This is a genomic window from Ruegeria sp. BE10 (genome assembly GCF_056538905.1).
The window spans coordinates 435,338-453,526 of sequence record NZ_JBQFTX010000002.1 but is presented as its reverse complement, the minus strand read 5'-3'; the positions used below and the strand labels follow the sequence as shown (position 1 = coordinate 453,526).

Sequence of the window (18,189 nt, the reverse complement as noted above, 5' to 3'; positions counted from 1 at the left end):
TGATGTCTTTCGCGTTCGATCGTCTTAGACGTCCAACTCCTCCACAAACCGCGCGTTTTCCTGAATGTACTGGAACCGCAGTTCTGGTTTTTTGCCCATCAGGCGCTCGACCAGATCGCCGGTCTCTCCGGGTTCGTCCTCGTCGATGGTGACGCGGATTAGCTTGCGCGAGGCCGGGTCCATCGTAGTTTCTTTCAGGTCCTTGGCGTCCATTTCGCCCAGACCCTTGAAGCGTGACACGTCGATCTTGCCCTTGCCGCCCAGACCTTTCTCAAGCCATTCGTCGCGCTCGGCCTCGTCCAGACAATAGACGCGTTTTGCGCCTTGGGTCAGGCGGTAGAGGGGCGGGCAGGCCAGATACAGGTGTCCCGCGTCGATCATCGGACGCATCTGGGTGAAGAAGAACGTCATCAGCAGCGAGGCGATATGCGCCCCGTCCACATCTGCGTCGGTCATTATGATGACCTTGTCATAGCGCAGGTCGTCGACGTTGAATTTGGTGCCAAGCCCCACTCCCAAAGCCTGCGTCAAATCGTTGATCTCGGCATTGGTGCCCAGTTTCGAACTGGCCGCGCCCAACACGTTCAGGATTTTGCCGCGCAGGGGCAGCAGGGCCTGTGTTTTGCGGTCCCGGCCCATTTTGGCGGACCCGCCCGCCGAGTCCCCCTCGACGATGAATAATTCCGTGCCGTCACGTGTTGAACTAGAGCAGTCCACCAGCTTGCCGGGAAGACGAAGTTTCTTAGTGGCGGATTTGCGTTGTGTTTCCTTCTCGGCCCGTCGGCGCAGGCGTTCCTCAGCCCGCAGGATGAGGAAGTCCAAGATAGCGCCGGCGGATTTCGTGTCCGCGGCCAGCCAGTTATCGAAATGGTCGCGGACCGAATTCTCGACCAGCCGCTGCGCCTCGACCGTAGCCAGACGGTCCTTGGTCTGGCCGACGAATTCCGGTTCACTGATGAAACACGACACCAGCGCACAGCCGCCGGTAATCAGGTCGTCGCGGGTGATCTGACCGGCTTTCTTGTTGTTGATCAACTCGCCATAGGCTTTGATCCCCTTGAGGACCGCGGCCCAGAACCCCGCCACATGGGTGCCGCCTTCGGGCGTAGGGACGGTGTTACAGTAGGACTGGATGAACCCGTCGCGTGAAGGCGTCCAGTTGATCGCCCATTCGACCTTGCCGGGAGTGCCGAATTTCTCGTTAAAGTCCACGGTACCGGCAAAGGGTTGCTCAGCATAGGTGGACGAGCCATTCATCGTCTCTTTCAGGTAATCGGACAGGCCACCGGGGAAGTGGAAGGTCGCTTCGGTCGGGGTCTCGCCATCGTCGATGGCGGACTTCCAACGGATTTCGACGCCCGAGAACAGATAGGCCTTGGAGCGGATGGATTTGAACAGCCGCGCCGGTTTGAATTTGTGATGGCCAAAGATCTCGGCATCGGCGTGGAAAGTGACTGTGGTGCCGCGTCGGTTCGGGGCCGCGCCGACCTTTTCCACCGGGCCTAAAGGAATGCCGCGTGAGAACCGTTGTTCGAACAGCGTTTTATCTCGCGCCACCTGCACGACCATCGAATCCGACAATGCGTTTACCACAGATGCGCCCACGCCATGCAGACCGCCCGAGGTCTGGTACGCCTTGCCCGAGAATTTGCCGCCCGCGTGCAGGGTGCAGAGGATCACCTCCAACGCTGATTTGTCGGGAAATTTCGGATGCGGGTCGATCGGAATGCCACGCCCGTTGTCGCGTACGGTCAGGGCGTAGTCGGCGTGCAGTTCAACTTCGATCCGGTTGGCATGGCCCGCGACGGCTTCGTCCATCGAGTTGTCGAGGATTTCGGCCACCATATGGTGCAAAGCGCGCTCATCAGTGCCGCCGATATACATACCGGGGCGTTTTCGGACCGGCTCAAGACCTTCCAGTACCTCAATCGAAGAGGCGTCGTAAGTGGTGGTCGCGCTTGGCGTCAACAGATCGTCGGGCATCGGGGCTGCTCTTGTTTTTAGGTTGAGACCCATTATGGCAGGTGATGTGGTCCGGGGGAAGAGGGGCGCGAGGTGTTGTGGGCGATTGGCTGTGATCTTGATGAGTGACACCCCTGCACGAAGCCGAAGTTATTAAGGTTTTTCCGCTGTCAATCGTACCCCGCCGATCCTTCTTTGTTTCACGTCGCTGACAAATTGCGCGTACATTTTTAGGAAAGTATCCCCCTTGGACGGGTTGCCAGCGCGTTCGGCCTCGGCATCCAAGGTTTGATACATGCTAAGCCGACGCGCCAGAATTTCGCCCCAGGACGCCGTTACATCGTTGGCTGAGGCAACCGAAAATCCAGTTTTTTTCAACACAGTTTCGTACTCGGGAATGCTCAGCAGGGACTGGCAGGCAAAACGTTGGTGGTACAATTCCATCTCATCATCGGGCAGGGGCTCATGCATCACCCAATCGGTAAAGGCGAACCGTCCGCCAGTGCGCAGAACGCGGAACACTTCGGATAGGGCTTTGAGCTTGTCGGGGATATGCAAGAAGGATTCCTGACTGACCGCCGCATCGAAATGCGCATCGTCAAAGGGTATATCCATCGCACTGCCCAGAATTGGATGCACCTGATCCTGTAGTCCGACAAGCGCGTTCAGTTCCTTGGCACCGTCAACGCGGTTGGGGCTGATATCGAGGCCAGTGACGTCAACGTCATGCTCAGAGGCGTACCATCGCGCAGGTCCACAAAGCCCGGCACAAACGTCCAGAACGCGATCACCAGATTTCATCCGGACCTTGTCGGCCAGTCGGGCGTTGGCATTCAGGCCGTCATAGTGATCCTGATCATAAGGGTAGAGCTCTTGCGGGGTCACATCCTCAAGCGATCCGCGAAGGCTTGTCAGCTTGGTCAGGATATGCGGCGCGGAAATTGGGTGGTTGGCATAGAACTCAGTGACAGTTTTCTCCGCCATTTCCATGAGATACTCCCTTACTTGCGTTTCGTCAGCTTAGCCTGACATGGTGGGGCGATCCAGTTTTGTCTCAGAAGGATACGAGTGCGAAACTGGGAGGCGAAGACGCGGCACGACAACAGGGCGAGGACCATATGAGCTGGATTAAGACTGTTCCATTTGACGAAGCCACCGGCAAGCTGAGAAAGCTTTACGAGCGGGTCACCGGGCCTGACAAAAACGTGGACAACATAATGATGGTGCATTCTTTACGGCCGCATTCGATGGAAGGTCACATGGCGCTGTACAAGAACGTCCTGCATCACTCGGCCAATAAAGTCCCGAAGTGGTTTCTTGAGGTGCTGGGGGTTTGGGTCAGTTCCCTGAACCAGTGCAGCTATTGCGTCGAGCATCACTTTAGCGGGTTGCAGCGGTTGTTGGCAGACGCGGAACGGGGCGATGCCATCCGCTCCGCGATTGAGGCCGGAACGCCGGATTCCGCACCGCTGGACAACGCCCAGATCGCTGCTATGTGCTATGCGCGCAAGCTAACCGAAGCACCTGCGCAGATGGTTCAGGCTGATGTTCGCGCCCTGCGGGACGCCGGGTGGGACGATGGCGAGATCCTCGAGATCAATCAGGTCTGCGCGTATTTCTCATACGCGAACAGAACGGTTCTTGGGCTTGGATGTTCTACCACAGGCGACGTTCTGGGTCTTTCACCCAACAACTCGGATGATCCGGCGGATTGGGGGCATAGCTAGAAATCTGCCGCAGCGTGTTGAACTTCATTAGTGGAAAATTTCCTACGCTACGGCTCAAAAATTTGACCCGTGTCAAAGCGAAAATCTGCGCCTTTTGCTAGACGTTCCTGCGGATAGTGAAAAAGGAAAAATTGAATGGAAGCAGCGGCACAAATTGAACAAAAACAATCCTCTGTCAAAATTGTCCCAACACCCAATCCTGAGCCATCGCAACCCAGCCCCGAGCGAATTCGGCAGGCGTTCGAAAGCGGCAAGTATCCCTATGATCGCAAGATGGCGCGGGGCAAGTACGAGGCGCAAAAGGCGCAATTGCAGGCCGAATTGCTTAAGGTGCAGCTTTGGGCGCAAGAGACGGGGCAACGCTTTGTTCTTCTGTTCGAAGGGCGTGATGCAGCAGGCAAAGGCGGTACGATCAAGCGGTTTATGGAACACCTGAACCCAAGGCAAGCCCGCGTCGTGGCCTTGAACAAGCCGACCTGGGAAGAGAAAGGCCAGTGGTATTATCAGCGCTATGTTCAGGAACTACCTACGGTCGGTGAAATGGTGTTCTACGACCGCTCTTGGTACAACCGTGCGGGCGTTGAGAGGGTCATGGGCTTTTGTTCGCCCAACGAGTACCTTGAGTTCATGCGACAGACGCCCGAGTTGGAGCGGATGTTGGTCCGCTCGGGTATTCAGCTCTACAAATATTGGTTCTCGGTCACGCAGCCGGAACAACAGCGCCGCTTCAAAAGCCGGGAAACCGACCCGTTGAAGCAATGGAAGCTGTCGCCCATCGACAAGGCGAGCCTGGATAAATGGGACGACTATACCGAAGCGAAAGAGGCGATGTTCTTCTATACTGACACCGCCGACGCGCCTTGGACCATCGTCAAGTCGAACGACAAGAAACGTGCGCGTCTGAACTGTATGCGCCACTTTTTGTCGACGCTGGATTACCCGGACAAGGACCACAATATCGTGGGCCAGCCCGATCCCATGATCGTAGGGCAGGCGCATCACGTCATTCATCAGTCCGAGCATATTCTGGGCACTTCCCTGCATCCTGACGCGCGATGAAGCAAGCGGCCAATTGCCGGCAGCACTAGTCTCACCTTGAAATTTCACTGATCACCTCTTGTCCCGGCCTCTGGCCGGGCATAAGGCTGGTGAAATGAATAAGGTAATGACATATCGCGCCCACTTCCGGGCCATTGCAGTTCTGGGTCTGCCGCTGGTCGGCGGGCATCTGGCGCAGTTTGCCATTGGTTTGACCGATACGATCATGCTGGGCTGGTACGGGGTCGAGGCTTTGGCCGCAGTGACGCTGGCCAGTAGCTTTTATTTCGTGCTGTTCCTGTTTGGCGGCGGTTTCGGACTGGCGGTGATGCCCATGGTGGCGACTGCGGCCGCCGAAGAGGATGAGACCAGCATTCGCCGCTCGACCCGTATGGGGGTGTGGCTGTCCTTGTTATACGCCGTGCTGGTTATGCCTTTGCTGTGGTGGTCCCACCCGATTTTGATTGCTGCAGGGCAGGACCCGCAGGTGGCTGAAACCGCATCGCAATATCTGCGTGTTGCGGGATGGGGGCTGTTCCCGGCGCTGGTGGTTATGGTGCTGAAATCTTATCTGGCCGCGTTAGAGCGCACGCAGATCGTTTTGTGGATCACTGTGACGGCCGCTGTCGTCAACGCACTGACCAACTATGCGCTGATCTTCGGCAATTGGGGTGCGCCCGAACTGGGCGTGATGGGGGCGGCAATCGCCTCGGTGGTGACGCAGATGGTGTCGCTGGTTGCGGTAGTGGTCTACGCCGTGCGCGTATTGCCCGAACATAACCTGTTCCAACGGTTCTGGCGCCCGGATTGGGAGATGCTGTACAGCGTGCTGCGTCTTGGCATTCCCATTGGATTTACATTGCTTGCCGAGGTGTCGCTGTTCGCCATGTCCGCCTTCATGATGGGTTGGATCGGGCCGGTGCCGCTGGCTGCGCATGGGATTGCGCTGAATCTGGCCTCGGCCACGTTCATGGTGCATCTGGGGCTGTCTAACGCGGCCACGATCCGTGCGGGGAACGCCCTTGGGCGCAAGGATCGACCACATCTGGAAAAAGGTGCGAAGGCGGTGACCGTGATGTCTCTGCTGGTGTCTGTTCTGACGATTATCTTGTTTGTGACCTGCGCCGAGCCGCTGATTTCTGTATTTGTCGAACCCGACGATCCGCAGCGCCCGCAAATCCTGGCCATCGGAACGGGCCTGCTGGCCATGGCCGCTTTGTTCCAGTTGGTCGACGGGGCACAGGTGATTGCACTGGGCCTGTTGCGCGGATTGCAAGATGCCAAGGTGCCGATGGTTATGGCCGGGCTCAGCTATTGGGTGGTTGGGATACCGGCGTCCTATTACTTTGGCTTTGTGCAGGGGATGGACGGGATCGGCATCTGGCTGGGTCTTGTACTTGGGCTTGCCTGCGCGGCCGTCTTGCTGATGGCCCGTTTCTGGATGCGCTCGGTTCAGACCGTAGGGGTGCCTGCGGAATAGCCGCGCTTTCAGCCTTTGCTTAGCCGATCCGCCTTTTTGCGCACCAGAACGCTACGCAGGTCGTGCATCGCCAGCAACAACCGGTCGGTGATATCCTCAAGCTGTTCGTCCGACGCCTTGGATTGTGCCCATTGCGTGGTCAGATTCAAATAGTCGACCGCGCGGTGAATGTCGTCGATATCCCGTTGCGCCAGCAGGGCTTTGCGGGCGTCCATCCAACGTGCGATTTCCGCCTGATCCGCCGCTGTCAGGGTGCGCTGGCCCTGTGGCTTGACCTCGCCATTGCGGATGTTGATGACCGCGATCTGATCCATCTCGATCCGCCGTTGACGGTTTTCGGTATCGATCCGAAAAACCGCTGCGCCATTCTCGCGGACACGAAAGTAGTATTCAGGCAGTTCTGCGGTCATCAGAGGCCTCCGGATCAGGTCAGGGACGCGCAAAAGCGCTGGATGCGGGTGCAGGCCTCGGTCAGGGCTTCGTCCGAGGTCGCATAGCTGACCCGGAAATTCGGCGACAGGCCAAAGGCCGCGCCAAATACAACGGCCACGTCGGCCTCTTCCAGCAGAGCAGTGGCGAAGGCCTCATCCGAGTCAATTCTGGTGCCGGCCGGAGTGGACTTGCCGATCAGTCCTGCGATCGACGGGTAGACATAGAACGCGCCTTCGGGCGTGGGGCAGGTGATACCGTCGATCTGGTTCAACATCTCGACCACCAAGTTTCGGCGGCGTTTGAACGTCTCGTTGTTCGGGGCCAGGAACGCTTGCGTTCCATTCAGCGCCTCGACCGCCGCCCATTGGCTGACCGAGCAGGGGTTCGAGGTCGACTGTGATTGAATCTTGCGCATGGCGGCGATGATCTCGACCGGTCCCGCCGCATAGCCAATGCGCCAGCCGGTCATAGCATAGGCTTTCGATACGCCGTTGCAGGTCAAGGTACGCTCATAGAGGCCCGGTTCGATCTCGGCCGGAGTGCAGAATTCGAACCCGTCATAGGCCAAATGTTCATACATGTCGTCGGACATAATCCACACATGCGGGTGTCGCATCAGTACATCTGTCAGGGCCTTCAATTCCGAACGGCTATAGCCCGCCCCCGTAGGATTCGACGGAGAGTTGAAGATGAACCACTTGGTCTTGGGCGTGATCGCCGCCTCAAGCTGTTCGGCGGTCAGTTTGAAGCTGTTTTCGAGCGTCGTCTCGACCACGACTGGCGTACCTCCGGCCAGCAGAACCATGTCCGGGTAGCTGACCCAATATGGCGCGGGGATAACAACCTCGTCCCCGTCGTTCATTGTCGCCATCAACGCGTTATACAACGTCTGCTTGCCGCCAGTCCCGACCGAGATCTGTGCGGGCGTGTAATCCAGCCCATGATCACGCTTCATCTTGGCGCAGGCGGCTTGTTTCAATTCGGGAATTCCGTCAGGGGCGGTATACTTTGTCTTGCCCGCTGCAATGGCTGCAACAGCCGCGTCCTTGATGTTCTGTGGCGTGTCGAAATCGGGTTCACCCGCGCTCAGGCCGATCACATCACGCCCCGCCGCCTTCAACTCGGCTGCTTTGGCGGTCATCGCGATGGTTGGTGATGGTTTTACGCGTGACAGTGTCGCAGACAGGAAAGTCATGTTGGCCTCAGTTTGTATGTTCAACCTGTCTGTCATAGGGTGCGCCCGAATGACGATCAAGCAGTATGAGGCCGAGACATGGAGACCCTGATGACCGACGAAAATGACTGGTATAGCCCAGAGGCAGCGACATTTGGGGACCGGCTGGCAGGCGCGCGCGAGGCCGCTGGTATGACTCAGACCCAACTGGCGCGTCGGCTGGGTGTCAAAAAAGCGACTATTGTGGCCTGGGAAAACGATCTGTCCGAACCGCGTGCCAACCGTTTGTCGATGATGGCGGGTATGATCAACGTTTCGATCATGTGGTTGCTGACCGGCGAAGGCGAAGGTATGGACGCCCCCGTCGAAGACGGCGAGGCCAATATCGAGCTGGCGGATGCGGTGGCCGAGCTACGCGCAATCCGGGGCGAGATGCGCGCCAGCGCCGAACGGGCCGCGCGGCTTGAGAAGAAGCTGCGCTTGATGTCGGAGCAGGGAAAGTGACCGAAACACGGGAAGTCAGGATCAAACGCATGAAAATGCGGTCCATGCGACGCGGGATCAAAGAGATGGATTTGATCCTTTCGGCCTATGCCGAACGTAATCTCGACGCGATGGATACAGCGGGTCTGGATCAGTTCGACGCGCTGCTACACGAAAATGATCAGGATCTGTATCAGTGGGTCACCGGGCAGGCCCAGCCGCCCGAGGGGTTTGTCCATCTGGTTTCGGATATCGCGCAGACGTTTCAAAAATAAAGAAAATCCAGCTTAACCGATTCTTGGGGATTTCGATTCATGCTGCCTGAAACAGCGCGACTGAATCGGAGGATCGGATGAGTATGGAAATGCAGGTCTCCGCGCCGGAAACCAAGGGTTTCATGACCAGCTATCTTGAAGCGCTCGCTTTGGTCGAGCGGCTGCACCGTCTACTACTGGACGTTATCAAGGATGAGTTCGAGCGGGTGGGCGTGTTGGAAATCAACGCCGTTCAGGCCCTGCTTCTGTTCAATATCGGCGATCATGAGGTGACGGCGGGTGAGTTGAAAAGCCGTGGCTATTATCAGGGCAGCAACGTCAGCTACAACCTCAAGAAGTTGGTCGAAATGGGCTATATGCACCACCAAAGGTGTGAGATTGACAGGCGCTCGGTTCGGGTTCGGCTGACGCCGCGCGGGCGGGAAATTCGGGATATCGTGTCCGAACTATTCTTGCGCCATGCCGAAGGGCTGCAGACCCGTGGCGTGCTTGGGATGGAGGGAATTGATGACATCACAACCTCTCTGCGCCGGGTTGAGCGGTACTGGACGGATCAGATCCGCTATATCTACTGATCAGGGGTGCAGGTCTGACAGTATCAACCCTTCGAGTTCTCGGATCAGTTTTCGGGTCATGGCGTCCTCGTAGGCCTCAAACCCAAGGGCAACCTCGACAAAGGCATCCGGCCCCAGGATGACCCAAGCGGTGTAATAGGCAGACAGCTCTCCAACCTGCACATAGCGTTTGTCGCCGTGGCTGGGATCATCCGCGCCGATGACCAGGCCGTTGATGGTGATGCCCGAAGCTTCAAGCGCGCTTTTGGCTTCCCGCGGGTGAGTGCCCAGATTGTGTTTGCCGTCGCCGGACAGATCGAGTGTTCGTTTCCAGCAACTTGTTTGGTTGGACAGCAGGTCAGCCCCAAACAGCATCGCTGAGCCAACAGCCGTACCTTGCGGGGCGGCACTGCGCTTGGTTCGGTTCAGTAAAAAGGCGATCCGGTCAAGATCGTTGCCCGAACGTATGGCGATCCAGTCTTGCAACAGACGTTGATGGCCCGGCTCGCTCCACTCGAAAATCGCCAACCGCACAGGGGCAGCAGGGTTTGACAGCAATAGCTGCACCACTTCAGGACGCTGCAAAGCGGCTGCCACACCGTCAAGTTGCAGTCGGTATTCGTGACTGTCCACCGAACCAGAAACATCCAGCCCCAGCGCCAGAGCTTGTCGGCACTCTGCCGTGGCCGAACCAGCGATCAAACTAATGACAAATGCCAATAGCCGCGTCATCTGGGCGAGAAGTCCTGCAGCACGCCGATTTGCAAGCTTGTCAGTTCACGTTCCAGCTTCCGCCGCATGGCGCGTTCGAAATCCTCGAACCCCTGTGCGACTTCTAGAAATGCGCCAGGCCCGTACAGAACATTGTTTTCGAAGTAGGGAATCAGATGAACTTCGCCCTCGAAATCGGCAGCATTGATAACCAGCCCGTTGACCACAATGCCCTCGAACGGAAAGTGGCGATAAGCGGATGCAGGTTGGAAACCGTCATTATTTGCGCCGTCCCCAGACAGGTCGATGGTCTGAAACAAACATGGTGGTGCTTGCTGCATCAGGGTCGCACCAAAAGCCAAAGCTTGCCCCATGGCAGTGGCCGAGTCACCGTCAGATCGGACTGAACGCTGTATGGTCTCTGCCGCCGTTAGCAAATCAGCTTGCGTGTTGATCATCGTCCAGTTCAGGATCATGCGCTGGGTCGAGCGGCTGCCCCACTCATACACAGCCAATGCCACGGGCAAAGGAGAGGAAAAGAACGCCTCGGTCACCTCAGGGGCGATCAGGGCAGCGGCCAGGCCCTGCCGCTGCAGGGTATCCTCGGTTGCATCCACCGAGCTTGAGATATCCATAGCCAACGCCAGGGCCAGGCGACAGGTTTCGGCCCGAAGCGGGCTGGCCAGTCCGGCCAGTCCCAGTGCTGTCAGCCAGCGGATCACCAGTGTCCGGTGCTTTCCATGCTGACCCAGGGTTCGGCGGCTTCCAGCGCGTCACCGTTCTGTAGCAACTCGACCGAGATATTGTCGGGCGACCGTACAAACGCCATACGGCCGTCGCGGGGCGGGCGGTTGATCACCACACCATTGTCCTGCAAGTGCTGGCAGACCTCGTAAATATTGTCGACGCCATAGGCCAAATGCCCGAAATGCCGACTGTCGCTGGGCAGCGCATCGTCACCATCCCAATTGTGGGTCAGCTCAATTGGGCGATCCTCTTGCCCCGGGGGCGCCATGAAGATCAGCGAAAACCGCCCCGCCTCGCTGTCATAGCGGCGGGTTTCCTTCAGGCCCAGCAACTCAAAAAACGCCATCGACTTTTCCAGATCCTTCACGCGGATCATGGTGTGAAGATATCTCAGCCCCATTGTGGCTTCCTTTCCGTTCAGGTGATGGGCTGCAGCTTAGCGCGCGGAAAATGCGTGTCGAGGGGCAGGGCGGACACAATTTTGAAAATGCGCCGCTGGGTGTACATGTCGCGGTTCCGGTCGGGGAATTGCCGATATATAGTGGTGGGCGACTCATTGCTGGAAAGGAACTTTTATGCCGCTGTCCTCTGACCAACTGGCCGAGATCGAAGCGCAACGGGCGCAATCGCATCCAACACGCCGCGTTGTGGCTGCGGGTATGGAAGATCACCTTTATACCGCTCATCAGGTGCTGGACCACGGCTTTGTGCGCGTGATCGACTATATGGGTGACGATGCGGCGATCTGTCAGGCGGCGCGGGTGTCGTATGGCAAAGGCACAAAATCGGTGCAGAACGATGAGGGTCTGATCCGCTATCTGATGCGTCACTGGCATTCGACCCCGTTCGAGATGTGCGAGATCAAGCTGCACGTCAAGCTACCTGTCTTTGTCGCCCGGCAGTGGATTCGTCACCGCACGGCAAATGTGAACGAGTATTCCGCGCGCTATTCGATTCTGGACCGCGAGTTCTATATCCCCGCACCCGATCACGTTGCCGCGCAGTCCGAGGTAAACAACCAAGGCCGGGGTGATGCGCTGCAAGGGGAAGAGGCCGCGCGAGTTCTGGATATCCTCAAGGCCGATAGCGCCCGGTGCTATGACAACTATGAATCGATGATCAACCAAGACGGCCAACAGGGTCTGGCGCGTGAACTGGCGCGGATGAACCTGCCCGCGAATATCTATACGCAGTGGTATTGGAAGGTTGATCTGCACAACCTGTTCCACTTCTTGCGCCTGCGTGCCGACCCGCATGCGCAGTACGAGATCCGGGTCTATGCGGATACCATGTGCAAGATCGTCGCCGACTGGGTGCCCTTCGCCTACAAAGCGTTCGAGGATTATCGGCTGGGTGCGGTGAACCTTTCGGCTCAGATGGTCGACAGCCTGCGCCGGATGCTGGCCGGGGAAAATGTCACGCAGGAAAATTCGGGCATGACCGCTCGGGAATGGCGCGAGTTCGAAGCGGTCATTCGCAAAAGCTGATCTCGCGCATTGCGCATTATTGTGATGGAAAAAGCTAATCCTCTCGCGCCTAAGCCGACCCGGCGCGAGGGTAAGGTTTCTAACCTTTGAATATTGGTCAACGGCCGGAAATTGGCCGTTGGCCTGTTTTGATCACCCGCAGCATGCGGGACTGTTTTACAGTGGCTTTAAATCAGATGCCATTTGTCGGCCGTCGCGTCCGTCTTCCAACTCATACGAGACTTTCTGATTGTCAGCGAGCCCGGTCAGACCGGACCGTTCAACGGCCGAGATATGAACAAATACGTCCTTGCCGCCCTCATCAGGGGCAATAAACCCGTAGCCTTTCGTGGTATTAAACCATTTCACGGTGCCAGTTGGCATTTCCCGTGTCTCCTTCTACTTACGCGTTGTCCCACATAATTGGTGGGGGCAGTGATTGACGTCGCCGCAATTGATTACCGTATCGCCGTAACGATACAGCGCGAATTGTGAGTTTCGTCTTTTTCAACATTGCATGGTGAAGTAAAAAATCAAGAATTTCTGAAACGTGCAGGCAAATTTGCTGAAAATTGAACCAGATACAGGAGACACCCGAAATGCGCCTTTATGGTCTGAAGAACTGTGACACGTGCCGCAAGGCTTTGAAATCACTTCCAGATACTGAGTTTGTCGACGTTCGGACCGATGGCGTACCCAAAGCGATGCTGACGCAGGCGCTGGATCGCTTCGGCGAGGCTTTGCTCAATACCCGTTCGACAACCTGGCGTGGATTAGACGATGCACAACGCGCGCGGCCTCCGCTGGAACTGCTGGCAGATCACCCGACCCTGATGAAGCGCCCCCTGATCGAGCAAGACGGTACCCTGTATCTGGGATGGACGGCGGAAACGAAGGCAGGGCTTGGCGTTGCGTGACCTGATGACTATCTGAATTGACGCAAGTTAGAGGATTTTGAATGCGTAACGCTGCTATGATTTTGGGTGTCATCGCCGGTTTGATCGGGATGATTGTTGGCTTTTTCGGCTATGGCTATGTCGAACTGATTGATCGGTTTGGTGAGATCGACGGGCTGGCCGAGCAGGTGGACAACGCGCAACTCATACAGTTCGCGTCGATCATTGCGCCGCTATTGGCGATTGCTGGCGGTGCAATGGCCCATGCACGGGCCCTGATCGGAGGGGTCTTGTTGCTGATCTCAGCGGCTGGGATGTATTACGCCTTTGGCTTTAACGTGTTCACTATGTTCCCGGTGGCATTTGCGGGTGTTGCGGGCCTCCTTGGACTGGCCGCGGGTAAACCGGACGAGCCCAAGGCGCATTTCTAGATCACTTGATGTGCAGGATGCGATCAACGGACAGCGGCCCTGCGCCGTTGATCACGATCACTGCCAGCAGGAAGGACCAGAGTGTCCGATCATCCAGCAGGCTTACGGCGTTGGTGAAGTAGCTGCCCAATTCCGTACCGTGGCCCGTGACATCTACGATCGTCTGAACCCAGACAAATGCCAGCATACCCAATGCCGCGAACCGCGACAGAAGGCCGATCACGATCAGCGTAGGTAGAAGAAACTCAGCCCAGGTCCCCGCAACAGCAATGGCCCAATGCATGATCCCCAATTGCGAGCTGTCATAGCTGACGGCTTCCATGGCTTTGGGGAAAATCTGCACATAGGCACCGTCGGACGGGAACAGGAACCCAAAGAATCCGCTGCCCAGTTTGGTGGTCGCCGAATTCCAATAATACACCAGCAATGTTGCCGCAAAAACCAGCCTGGCCAAGGTCGGTGTCAACCAGCCAGAGGTCATCTCTAACCGTCCCAGGGTGTTGTTGTGCAATGAGATCAGGGCAGTCATGTTGCCAGCCTTTCGATAGTCACAGAGGTTATTGCGCCGCCTTGTAAAAGCAGCGCCAGAGTGGCCCCAAGGTCAAATTCGGGGAAATGGTTTGCAGTATCTTCAAACGCGCCACCAATGGTTTGCCCGGCCTGAAGGCCCGCAATCCAGTGCGCGCCGCCTTCGGGCAGCAGATGTGGAACCGGGTCATACTCGGCCCGGGTGATCAGAACGTCTTGGGCGGCGGGATCGGGTTTGGGGGCGTTGTCTTCGGTGTTGAAACGCCAGATCGAATAAATCGGCCAGTCCGAGCGCAGAACCCGCATCGACGGGGCAAATCCCAGCCGCGCCCGCATGATGTCTTCGGGCGGAACAGCCAGTGCGTCCGCTGGGGCTGGTTCGCTGTCAGCGGCGTGGTAGGAACGGCGCAAGGCAAGCTCCAATTGCGCCACGTCAGGCAGGTATCCAATATGCGAGAGCTGCTCCATTCCGGCAAGAAATTCGGGGAATTCTTCACCATAAAACATCATCAACGGCGATGAAGGGGGATGTTTGCGCAGGAAAATACCCGACAGCCCATCCATGTTCTGAGCCCCCAGCAATTTGGTGATGACCGGAAATGCCTGATGCATCGCTTCGGTCAGTGACACCGCCACGTTGTTGCGATACACACTGAACCGCCGCCCGGCAGGTTGTGCGACCGCGTCCAGCAGTCCTTTAGGGATGGCGGCTGACGGGTTCATCAGCGCGGCGTGAAAACTCTCTTGCGAAACGCTCATGCCGGGACGCGGTCCAAGGCCGCTTGCGCACGGTCGGCTTCGGCCCGCAGTACGGGCCATTCTGGAACGTCCGTGTCCCACTCGACCAACACGGGTTTGGGGCCAGATCGCTCTAGCACGTAGTCCAGCAGCGCCCAAACCGGATCAACGACTTCGCGCCCATGGCTGTCAATCAGCAGGGGGCGACCATGGTCGTCCTCATCCTCATCATGCCCGCCTAGATGGATTTCCCCCACCTTTTCAATAGGGTAGGCATCGATATAGCCCTGCGGTGAGAATTCCAGATTGGTGGCTGAGACAAAGACGTTGTTCACATCCAGCAGCAGGCCGCACCCAGTGCGACGTGCAACTTCGCGCAGAAAATCGGGCTCGGACCAGGTGCTTTCTTCGAACGCCAGATAGCTGGACGGATTCTCTAACAACATTTGGCGATCGACGGTTTCCTGTACCTGATCGATATGCGCGCAAATGCGTGCAAGCGAGGCATTAGTATAGGGCAGGGGCAGTAGGTCGTTCAGAAAATGGCTGTCATGGGTCGACCATGCCAGATGTTCCGAGAAACTGGCCGGTTTCAGCCAGCCAACCAGGTGTTTCAATCGTGCCAGATGGTCGGCATCCAGCGGGCCTTCGCTGCCGATGGACAGGCCAACCCCATGGACCGAGATCGGAAACTTTTCCGAGAGATGGCGCAATTGCGCCAGCGGACGACCACCGTCACCCATGTAGTTCTCGGCGTGAATTTCCAGCCAGGCAACTGGCTGTGCGTGTTCAAGGATCTGTGCGAAATGCTGCGGCTTGTACCCGACGCCGGGTGCCAGAGGCAGGCGGTTCGAACGGAGTGTGTCATCCAACATTTGGCAGCTCCTTGTTCTAGAAGTAAGGGGCGGGCGAAGTCGCCCGCCCCCTGACTAGCTTAGGCCGGACTTATGCCGGCAGATCGCGGTCCTGAGCTTCCAGCGAGCCTTTGCGCGGTGTGCCGTCAGCCTCGGCCGGCAGTTCGATATCGGCGCAGGTACCTGCATCGACCAGAGTCCAGGCGTTGCCCTGATAGTCTACGGTCGAGGTGCCCGCGCAGGTTGTGCCGGGGCCCGCGGCGCAGTCGTTCTGACCGGCCAGCGAAATGCCATAGCATTTCTCTTTGGCTTGTGCGGTGGCAGTTGTGGCTGCGCCCGAAACGGCGGCTGCGACTGCGGTTGCGATAACCAGTGATTTTGCGGTGTTCGACATCTCGGTAATCCCTTTTGATGACTGCGTATGTCTGCTTGTGACAATGACAAAGGTAGTGGCTTGCGGCCCAGAGTTGAATTCACGAGCCCGTGTCTCACAAGCCCGTCAGGGCGCACAATGCCCCCTTGTAAGTTAATATACTGTTTTTGAATAAGAAAAGAGGAAATATTTCAATTCGGCCCCAAAAGCGGGGCCGAATTCAGGGCAATTCCATGCCGAATGTTACAACAGATCCGGCGGTGTCGCGGCCTGTGAAAGCTCATTTGTTACAGCTTCAAGCGATTGAACCTGCGTTTGTTTTTCGCCCAGCCGGCGAACGCTGACGGTGCGTTCGTCAACTTCGCGATGACCGACGGCCAGAATGACCGGAACCTTGCCGACCGAATGTTCGCGAACCTTGTAGTTGATCTTTTCGTTGCGGATGTCTGCCTCGGCGCGGACACCGGCGGCCTTGAGCGTCTCAACCACTTCGGCCACATAATCATCGGCTTCTGACGTGATCGAGGCGACGACGACCTGACGCGGGGCCAGCCAGAAAGGCAGCTTGCCTGCGTGTTCTTCGATAAGAATGCCGATGAAGCGTTCGAACGAACCCAGCGTTGCCCTGTGCAGCATGAACGGGCGGTGCTTGGCGCCGTCGGCACCGATAAAGCTGGCATCCAGCCGCTCGGGCAGGTTGGGGTCCACCTGCAGGGTCCCGCATTGCCATGTCCTGCCGATCGCGTCGGTCAGAGTGAACTCCAGCTTGGGCCCATAAAACGCGCCTTCGCCTTCTAGCAGCTCATACTCATATCCGGCGGCCTTACAGGCATCGCCCAGCGCCTTTTCGACCAGATCCCAGCTTTCATCCGACCCGATCCGTTTTTCCGGACGAGTAGACAGTTTGATCGTCCAGTCATGGAAGCCCAGATCGGCATAGACCTTAGACAGGAAGGCAATGAACTTGGCGGTCTCGGATTCGATCTGATCCTCGGCACAGAAGATGTGACCATCATCCTGTGTGAATCCACGCACGCGCATGATTCCGTGCAGCGCGCCCGAAGGCTCATAACGGGCACAAGACCCGAATTCAGCCATCCGCAACGGCAGATCACGATAGGATTTCAGGCCCTGATTGAACACCTGCACGTGACAGGGGCAGTTCATCGGTTTCAGCGCGTTGATTGCCTTTTCGCGGGCATGTTCCTCGTCGACTTCGACGATGAACATATTTTCCTGATATTTGTCCCAGTGGCCCGAGGCCTCCCACAGTTTGCGGTCGACAACCTGAGGCGTGTTCACCTCGACATACCCATCGCGCTCCTGCATCCGGCGCATATAGTCCTGCAGGGTGGTGTAGATTTTCCAGCCGTTCGGATGCCAGAAGATTTGGCCGGGGGCCTCTTCCTGCATGTGGAACAGGTTCATTTCGCGGCCCAGCTTGCGGTGGTCGCGCTTGGCGGCCTCTTCCAGCATGTGCAGGTGAGCTTTCAGCTTTTCCTTGCCGGTGAAGGCCACGCCATAGATACGCTGCAGCATCGCGCGGTCGCTGTCACCGCGCCAATAGGCTCCGGCGATGGACATCAGCTTGAACGCATCGCCTGGAACCTGACCGGTATGCTGCAGATGCGGGCCGCGGCACAGGTCCTGCCAGTCGCCATGCCAATACATGCGCAGCGGCTCGTCGCCGGGGATGGCCTCGATCAACTCGACCTTATAGGGCTCATTATTCTGCGTGTAGAAATCAATCGCGCGCTGACGGTCCCAGACTTCGGTGGTTACGGGGTCGCGCTTGTTGATGATTTCCTTCATCTTTTTTTCGATCAGGCCAAGGTCTTCGGGCGTGAAAGGTTCCGCCCGATCAAAGTCATAATACCAGCCATTTTCGATGACGGGGCCGATGGTGACCTTGGTATCGGGCCAGATCTCCTGCACCGCGCGGGCCATGATGTGCGCCAGGTCGTGGCGGATCAGTTCATTAGCCTGAACCTCATCCTTCATGGTGTGAATGGCGATATCGGAATCGGATTCGATGGGCCATTGCAGGTCCCAGTGCTGGCCATTCACCGTGGCCGAGATGGCCTTTTTCGCCAGCGAGGTCGAGATATCGGCAGCCACCTGCGCGGGCGTTACGCCTGCGTCATAAGAACGTGCATTGCCATCGGGAAAGGTGAGTGAGACGGATTTTGCATCCAGGGCCATATCGGCTCTCCTCGTCGGTTTGGCGCCCACTGAACGCCCGGTTGCGGGTTATGGTGTCCGGCTCATGTGGCAGGTGCAGCAAAACCTGTCAAGTGTCGAAGGAAGCAGGACTGACGCT

22 protein-coding genes are annotated in these 18,189 nt (G+C 57.5%); 9 read left to right on the top strand and 13 right to left on the bottom strand.

Annotated features, from left to right (window positions below; translation table 11 throughout):
* Positions 1 to 24: 24 nt before the first annotated feature.
* Entirely contained in the window at positions 25 to 1,983 is a 1,959-nt protein-coding gene (gene parE / locus ACR0M2_RS07650; RefSeq protein ID WP_170396358.1) for a DNA topoisomerase IV subunit B, read from the bottom strand.
* A 132-nt stretch (positions 1,984 to 2,115) separates the two neighbouring features.
* The gene (locus ACR0M2_RS07645; RefSeq protein WP_170349179.1) at positions 2,116 to 2,946 is read right to left on the bottom strand and encodes a class I SAM-dependent methyltransferase; all 831 of its coding nucleotides are present in this window, start codon (positions 2,944 to 2,946) and stop codon (positions 2,116 to 2,118) included.
* Positions 2,947 to 3,080: 134 nt separating this feature from the next.
* On the opposite strand from ACR0M2_RS07645, the gene ACR0M2_RS07640 reads away from it, so the two are divergent.
* The 3 genes from ACR0M2_RS07640 (at position 3,081) to ACR0M2_RS07630 (ending at position 6,207) form a co-directional block, all read left to right on the top strand.
* The gene (locus ACR0M2_RS07640) at positions 3,081 to 3,689 is read left to right on the top strand and encodes a peroxidase-related enzyme (protein WP_226688271.1); all 609 of its coding nucleotides are present in this window, start codon (positions 3,081 to 3,083) and stop codon (positions 3,687 to 3,689) included.
* A 135-nt stretch (positions 3,690 to 3,824) separates the two neighbouring features.
* A complete protein-coding gene (ppk2, locus tag ACR0M2_RS07635) occupies positions 3,825 to 4,748 on the top strand; it encodes a polyphosphate kinase 2 (RefSeq protein WP_170359173.1) in 924 nt (307 codons plus the stop codon).
* 106 nt (positions 4,749 to 4,854) lie between these two features.
* On the top strand, positions 4,855 to 6,207 hold the full coding sequence (locus tag ACR0M2_RS07630; protein WP_480704431.1) for an MATE family efflux transporter: 1,353 nt from the start codon (positions 4,855 to 4,857) through the stop codon (positions 6,205 to 6,207).
* 8 nt (positions 6,208 to 6,215) lie between these two features.
* Here the strand turns inward: ACR0M2_RS07630 and ACR0M2_RS07625 are convergent, their stop codons facing one another.
* A complete protein-coding gene (locus ACR0M2_RS07625; RefSeq protein ID WP_480704429.1) occupies positions 6,216 to 6,617 on the bottom strand; it encodes a hypothetical protein in 402 nt (133 codons plus the stop codon).
* Between the two features lie 14 nt (positions 6,618 to 6,631).
* Positions 6,632 to 7,834, bottom strand: coding sequence for a pyridoxal phosphate-dependent aminotransferase (locus ACR0M2_RS07620; protein WP_480704428.1), 1,203 nt, complete (start codon positions 7,832 to 7,834; stop codon positions 6,632 to 6,634).
* 90 nt (positions 7,835 to 7,924) lie between these two features.
* On the opposite strand from ACR0M2_RS07620, the gene ACR0M2_RS07615 reads away from it, so the two are divergent.
* The 3 genes from ACR0M2_RS07615 (at position 7,925) to ACR0M2_RS07605 (ending at position 9,146) form a co-directional block, all read left to right on the top strand.
* A complete protein-coding gene (locus ACR0M2_RS07615) occupies positions 7,925 to 8,317 on the top strand; it encodes a helix-turn-helix domain-containing protein (RefSeq protein WP_170359165.1) in 393 nt (130 codons plus the stop codon).
* A gap of 29 nt (positions 8,318 to 8,346) precedes the next feature.
* Positions 8,347 to 8,571 (top strand): succinate dehydrogenase assembly factor 2, encoded by a 225-nt coding sequence (locus ACR0M2_RS07610; protein WP_170359163.1) that lies wholly within the window; start codon positions 8,347 to 8,349, stop codon positions 8,569 to 8,571.
* Positions 8,572 to 8,648: 77 nt separating this feature from the next.
* Positions 8,649 to 9,146, top strand: coding sequence for a MarR family winged helix-turn-helix transcriptional regulator (locus tag ACR0M2_RS07605; RefSeq protein ID WP_480704426.1), 498 nt, complete (start codon positions 8,649 to 8,651; stop codon positions 9,144 to 9,146).
* Here ACR0M2_RS07605 and ACR0M2_RS07600 read toward each other — a convergent pair whose 3' ends face one another.
* The 3 genes from ACR0M2_RS07600 to ACR0M2_RS07590 are packed head-to-tail and all read right to left on the bottom strand — an operon-like array spanning position 9,147 to position 10,983.
* Positions 9,147 to 9,857 carry a DUF1194 domain-containing protein gene (locus ACR0M2_RS07600; protein ID WP_480704425.1) on the bottom strand — a complete coding sequence of 237 codons (711 nt, stop codon included), beginning with the start codon at positions 9,855 to 9,857 and terminating at the stop codon, positions 9,147 to 9,149.
* Positions 9,854 to 10,558 carry a DUF1194 domain-containing protein gene (locus ACR0M2_RS07595; protein ID WP_170549583.1) on the bottom strand — a complete coding sequence of 235 codons (705 nt, stop codon included), beginning with the start codon at positions 10,556 to 10,558 and terminating at the stop codon, positions 9,854 to 9,856. The genes ACR0M2_RS07600 and ACR0M2_RS07595 overlap by 4 nt, the downstream gene beginning before the upstream one ends.
* Positions 10,555 to 10,983 (bottom strand): VOC family protein, encoded by a 429-nt coding sequence (locus tag ACR0M2_RS07590; protein ID WP_170349169.1) that lies wholly within the window; start codon positions 10,981 to 10,983, stop codon positions 10,555 to 10,557. The genes ACR0M2_RS07595 and ACR0M2_RS07590 overlap by 4 nt, the downstream gene beginning before the upstream one ends.
* A gap of 175 nt (positions 10,984 to 11,158) precedes the next feature.
* Between ACR0M2_RS07590 and thyX the strand changes: the two genes are divergently transcribed.
* Positions 11,159 to 12,070, top strand: coding sequence for an FAD-dependent thymidylate synthase (gene thyX, locus ACR0M2_RS07585; RefSeq protein ID WP_170375946.1), 912 nt, complete (start codon positions 11,159 to 11,161; stop codon positions 12,068 to 12,070).
* A gap of 156 nt (positions 12,071 to 12,226) precedes the next feature.
* Here thyX and ACR0M2_RS07580 read toward each other — a convergent pair whose 3' ends face one another.
* Positions 12,227 to 12,433, bottom strand: a complete 207-nt coding sequence (locus tag ACR0M2_RS07580) for a cold-shock protein (RefSeq protein ID WP_010439113.1) — start codon at positions 12,431 to 12,433, stop codon at positions 12,227 to 12,229.
* 215 nt (positions 12,434 to 12,648) lie between these two features.
* Here ACR0M2_RS07580 and ACR0M2_RS07575 point away from each other — a divergent pair, with 215 nt between their 5' ends.
* Complete coding sequence (locus tag ACR0M2_RS07575) at positions 12,649 to 12,966, top strand: ArsC/Spx/MgsR family protein (protein ID WP_170375945.1); 318 nt, start codon at positions 12,649 to 12,651, stop codon at positions 12,964 to 12,966.
* Positions 12,967 to 13,007: 41 nt separating this feature from the next.
* Positions 13,008 to 13,376 (top strand): hypothetical protein, encoded by a 369-nt coding sequence (locus tag ACR0M2_RS07570; protein ID WP_170349165.1) that lies wholly within the window; start codon positions 13,008 to 13,010, stop codon positions 13,374 to 13,376.
* A 1-nt stretch (position 13,377) separates the two neighbouring features.
* On the opposite strand, the gene ACR0M2_RS07565 is transcribed toward ACR0M2_RS07570, so the two are convergent.
* From ACR0M2_RS07565 to thrS, 5 genes are all read right to left on the bottom strand, one after another.
* Entirely contained in the window at positions 13,378 to 13,905 is a 528-nt protein-coding gene (locus ACR0M2_RS07565; RefSeq protein ID WP_170349164.1) for a DoxX family protein, read from the bottom strand.
* Positions 13,902 to 14,663 carry an HvfC/BufC N-terminal domain-containing protein gene (locus ACR0M2_RS07560; protein ID WP_226688275.1) on the bottom strand — a complete coding sequence of 254 codons (762 nt, stop codon included), beginning with the start codon at positions 14,661 to 14,663 and terminating at the stop codon, positions 13,902 to 13,904. Before ACR0M2_RS07560 ends, ACR0M2_RS07565 begins: the two co-directional genes overlap by 4 nt.
* Positions 14,660 to 15,517, bottom strand: coding sequence for an MNIO family bufferin maturase (bufB, locus tag ACR0M2_RS07555; RefSeq protein ID WP_480704422.1), 858 nt, complete (start codon positions 15,515 to 15,517; stop codon positions 14,660 to 14,662). Before bufB ends, ACR0M2_RS07560 begins: the two co-directional genes overlap by 4 nt.
* A 70-nt stretch (positions 15,518 to 15,587) precedes the next feature.
* Complete coding sequence (locus ACR0M2_RS07550; RefSeq protein WP_170349161.1) at positions 15,588 to 15,890, bottom strand: BufA1 family periplasmic bufferin-type metallophore; 303 nt, start codon at positions 15,888 to 15,890, stop codon at positions 15,588 to 15,590.
* Positions 15,891 to 16,112: 222 nt separating this feature from the next.
* Entirely contained in the window at positions 16,113 to 18,071 is a 1,959-nt protein-coding gene (thrS, locus tag ACR0M2_RS07545; protein WP_170375939.1) for a threonine--tRNA ligase, read from the bottom strand.
* Positions 18,072 to 18,189: the final 118 nt, after the last annotated feature.

Excerpts from the sequence above, each read along its gene's own strand:
- parE (WP_170396358.1), bottom strand. The coding sequence starts at position 1,983 with ATGCCCGACGATCTGTTGACGCCAAGCGCGACCACCACTTACGACGCC.
- ACR0M2_RS07645 (WP_170349179.1), bottom strand. The coding sequence starts at position 2,946 with ATGGCGGAGAAAACTGTCACTGAGTTCTATGCCAACCACCCAATTTCC.
- ACR0M2_RS07640 (WP_226688271.1), top strand. The coding sequence starts at position 3,081 with ATGAGCTGGATTAAGACTGTTCCATTTGACGAAGCCACCGGCAAGCTG.
- ppk2 (WP_170359173.1), top strand. The coding sequence starts at position 3,825 with ATGGAAGCAGCGGCACAAATTGAACAAAAACAATCCTCTGTCAAAATT.
- ACR0M2_RS07630 (WP_480704431.1), top strand. The coding sequence starts at position 4,855 with ATGACATATCGCGCCCACTTCCGGGCCATTGCAGTTCTGGGTCTGCCG.
- ACR0M2_RS07625 (WP_480704429.1), bottom strand. The coding sequence starts at position 6,617 with ATGACCGCAGAACTGCCTGAATACTACTTTCGTGTCCGCGAGAATGGC.
- ACR0M2_RS07620 (WP_480704428.1), bottom strand. The coding sequence starts at position 7,834 with ATGACTTTCCTGTCTGCGACACTGTCACGCGTAAAACCATCACCAACC.
- ACR0M2_RS07615 (WP_170359165.1), top strand. The coding sequence starts at position 7,925 with ATGACCGACGAAAATGACTGGTATAGCCCAGAGGCAGCGACATTTGGG.
- ACR0M2_RS07610 (WP_170359163.1), top strand. The coding sequence starts at position 8,347 with ATGAAAATGCGGTCCATGCGACGCGGGATCAAAGAGATGGATTTGATC.
- ACR0M2_RS07605 (WP_480704426.1), top strand. The coding sequence starts at position 8,649 with ATGAGTATGGAAATGCAGGTCTCCGCGCCGGAAACCAAGGGTTTCATG.
- ACR0M2_RS07600 (WP_480704425.1), bottom strand. The coding sequence starts at position 9,857 with ATGACGCGGCTATTGGCATTTGTCATTAGTTTGATCGCTGGTTCGGCC.
- ACR0M2_RS07590 (WP_170349169.1), bottom strand. The coding sequence starts at position 10,983 with ATGGGGCTGAGATATCTTCACACCATGATCCGCGTGAAGGATCTGGAA.
- thyX (WP_170375946.1), top strand. The coding sequence starts at position 11,159 with ATGCCGCTGTCCTCTGACCAACTGGCCGAGATCGAAGCGCAACGGGCG.
- ACR0M2_RS07580 (WP_010439113.1), bottom strand. The coding sequence starts at position 12,433 with ATGCCAACTGGCACCGTGAAATGGTTTAATACCACGAAAGGCTACGGG.
- ACR0M2_RS07575 (WP_170375945.1), top strand. The coding sequence starts at position 12,649 with ATGCGCCTTTATGGTCTGAAGAACTGTGACACGTGCCGCAAGGCTTTG.
- ACR0M2_RS07570 (WP_170349165.1), top strand. The coding sequence starts at position 13,008 with ATGCGTAACGCTGCTATGATTTTGGGTGTCATCGCCGGTTTGATCGGG.
- ACR0M2_RS07565 (WP_170349164.1), bottom strand. The coding sequence starts at position 13,905 with ATGACTGCCCTGATCTCATTGCACAACAACACCCTGGGACGGTTAGAG.
- ACR0M2_RS07560 (WP_226688275.1), bottom strand. The coding sequence starts at position 14,663 with ATGAGCGTTTCGCAAGAGAGTTTTCACGCCGCGCTGATGAACCCGTCA.
- bufB (WP_480704422.1), bottom strand. The coding sequence starts at position 15,517 with ATGTTGGATGACACACTCCGTTCGAACCGCCTGCCTCTGGCACCCGGC.
- ACR0M2_RS07550 (WP_170349161.1), bottom strand. The coding sequence starts at position 15,890 with ATGTCGAACACCGCAAAATCACTGGTTATCGCAACCGCAGTCGCAGCC.
- thrS (WP_170375939.1), bottom strand. The coding sequence starts at position 18,071 with ATGGCCCTGGATGCAAAATCCGTCTCACTCACCTTTCCCGATGGCAAT.